Origin of the sequence: Kitasatospora sp. MY 5-36 (assembly GCF_001182915.1) — a bacterium.
GTDB lineage: Bacteria > Actinomycetota > Actinomycetes > Streptomycetales > Streptomycetaceae > Kitasatospora.
The window spans coordinates 1-2,343 of record NZ_LFVW01000321.1; the positions used below are offsets into that span (position 1 = coordinate 1).

A 2,343-nucleotide genomic window follows, 5' to 3' on the forward strand; every position below is an offset into this window, starting at 1 on the left:
CCGCGTAGACGAAACCTTCCAGCGGGCGGTGGTCGGTGCGGTTCCACACGCCGGGCGAGGAGATCGGCTGATCCGCCAGGATCTGCCGGGCGAACCCCACGTTGAACCGCCAGAAGTCGATCAGCTCGCACGCCGAGTCGATCTCCGCCTGCTGCGCGGTCTTGGACTGGCCGAGCATGGTGGCCGCGTTGAGCGTCTCCCGCCAGGGCCCGGCCAACAGGTCGGCGGCGCGCAGGAAGACCGCCGCGCGGTCGTCGAAGGAGAGCGAGCGCCACTGCCGGCCGGCGGCCAGCGCCGCGTCCACCGCCGCCCGGGCGTCCTCCCGGGTGGCGTTGCCGAGCACGCCCAGCTTGGCGGCGTGGTGGTGCGGCTGCACCACCTCGATCCGCTCGCCGCCGCCGAAGCGCTGCTCGCCGCCGATCGTCATCGGCAGCGGGACCTGCTCGGCCGCCAGGTCGTCCAGCCGCCGCACCAGCCGGTCCCGCTCCGGGCTGCCGGGCGCGTACGCCCGCACCGGCTCGTTGACCGGGACCGGCACCTCGGTGACTGCGTCGATGGGCATGGCGGGCTCCGTCCTGGGGCTGGTCGGGTGTGACACCAGCCTGACCAGCCGGGGCGCGATCCGCCCGCTCAGACACGCGGACGGCGGACGTGGCGCCCGCCACGTCCGCCGGTATCCCGTCCCGCCCCTTCCGGACGGGCCCGGGGTTCAGCCCGTGATCCGGCCCGCCAGCTCGACCGCCTCGGCCAGGCTGTCCACCACCGGGACGCCGACCGGCTCCAGCTTCTCCCGGGTGTGCGAACCGCCGGTGTAGAGCACCGCGTGGGCGCCCGCGCCCAGCGCCGCCAGGGCGTCGTCCGCGGCGTCGCCGATCAGCACCGTACGGGCCGGGTCCACCCGCTCGCCCAGCGCGGCCAGGTGCCGGGTCAGGTGCTCCGCCTTCTGGCCGCCGGACGGGCCGCTGCGGCCGTCCACCCGCAGGAAACCGCTGCTCAGGCCGAAGGTGTCGACCAGCGGCACCAGCTTGTCGTGCTCGTACATCGACAGCAGCGACTGGCTGTTCCCGGCCGCCCGCCAGCCGTCCAACAGCTCGCGCACGCCCTCGGTCAGCCCGCAGGACGGACTGAGCTCCCGGTAGCGGTCGTGGAACGCGTCGTCGAGCCTCAGCCACTCCTCCGCGGAGGGCGTCCGGCCGAGCAGGCGCTGGTAGAAGCGGGGGATCGGGATCTCGTACTGCTCGCGGTACTCCTGGAGCGTCATCGGCCCGACGCCGATGGTCGCGAACGCGGCGTTGCTCGCCCCGAGCACGGCCTCCATGTCGTGGAAGAGCGTGCCGTTCCAGTCCCAAACGATGTGAGTGCGCACGGGGTGAAACGGTAACCCGGCCGGGTGACACGCCGGTAGGGCGGAACTCACCCGAGCAGGGAGGGGATCTCCTGGGTCGCGAACCAGAGCAGGTCGTGGTCCTCGGCGCCGTCCACGGTGAACTGGGCGTCCTGGTCGCCGGCGTCGGCCGCGGCCACCGCCGCCACCGCCGCCGCGACGTCCGTGACCACCTCGTCGTCGGACACGTCGGCGTGCACCGCGGCCGCCTTGGCCAGCCGCACCGGGCCGGCCAGCACCACCCGGCCGAGCGAGGCCTGGTCCTGGTACTCGTCGCCGGGGAACGGCCGCACCGACCCGTCCGCCACGTCCAGCGCCACCACCACCCGGCGGCGCGGGGCCCCCGGGTCGGCGGCCAGCAGCCGCAGCGAGGACTGGGCGGCCCGGTTCAGCGCCGCGTACTCCAGCTCCTCCAGGTCGTCGCTGACGTACCACTCGCGCAGCGCGGGCGTCACCGCGTACGCGGCGGACTGGTCCAGGGCGCCGCCCTCGTGCGCCGCCGCCAGGCCGGCCAGGGTGGTGGGCACGTACACGCGCATCGGGGGCACTCTCCGGTTCGTCCAGCGGGGTTCGTCCAGCAGCACAGTCTCCAGCGCCCCAAGAATAAGCGCCGCCGGGCCGCCCGTGATCACCCCTGGTCCGGGGGCGGGCGCCCGCGGCCGGACCCGTACGGTGCCCGCGCCGGGCCCACGTCGGCGCCGCGCTAGGCCCGGAGCGCCTCCCGGCTGGTGCGCAGGGCGCTCTCCAGGACGGCGCCGCGGCGGGCCGGGTCCATCATGTTCGGGCCCATCACCGCGAGGTCCGCCAGGGTCGGCGCGAGCAGCCGCACCCGGACGCCCTCGGCCCGCAGCAGGGCGGCCTCGCGCAGCAGCTGCCGGGTGACGGCGTGGCGGTAGCGGCTCACCAGCTGGGCGAGCACGCCGCGCGGACGGTCCCGGGCGCGCCACTCGCGCAGGGCG

3 protein-coding genes and 1 pseudogene are annotated in these 2,343 nt (G+C 75.4%); all 4 read right to left on the bottom strand.

Annotated elements, in window-relative coordinates; genetic code table 11:
• Positions 1-556, bottom strand: a 556-nt coding sequence (locus AE652_RS21145; protein ID WP_159028515.1) for an aldehyde dehydrogenase family protein, incomplete at its 3' end; no start/stop codon positions are given.
• A 153-nt stretch (positions 557-709) separates the two neighbouring features.
• Positions 710-1,366: an HAD family hydrolase gene (locus AE652_RS21150; protein ID WP_082345870.1), complete on the bottom strand. Its 657-nt coding sequence runs from the start codon at positions 1,364-1,366 to the stop codon at positions 710-712.
• A gap of 47 nt (positions 1,367-1,413) precedes the next feature.
• Positions 1,414-1,923 (bottom strand): hypothetical protein, encoded by a 510-nt coding sequence (locus AE652_RS21155; protein ID WP_049653861.1) that lies wholly within the window; start codon positions 1,921-1,923, stop codon positions 1,414-1,416.
• Positions 1,924-2,087: 164 nt separating this feature from the next.
• A pseudogene (locus AE652_RS21160) lies at positions 2,088-2,343 on the bottom strand (hypothetical protein); the annotation flags it as partial.

What these genes read in the sequence shown, in the direction of transcription:
- AE652_RS21155 (WP_049653861.1), bottom strand. Translation starts at nt 1,923, where the DNA reads ATGCGCGTGTACGTGCCCACCACCCTGGCCGGCCTGGCGGCGGCGCAC.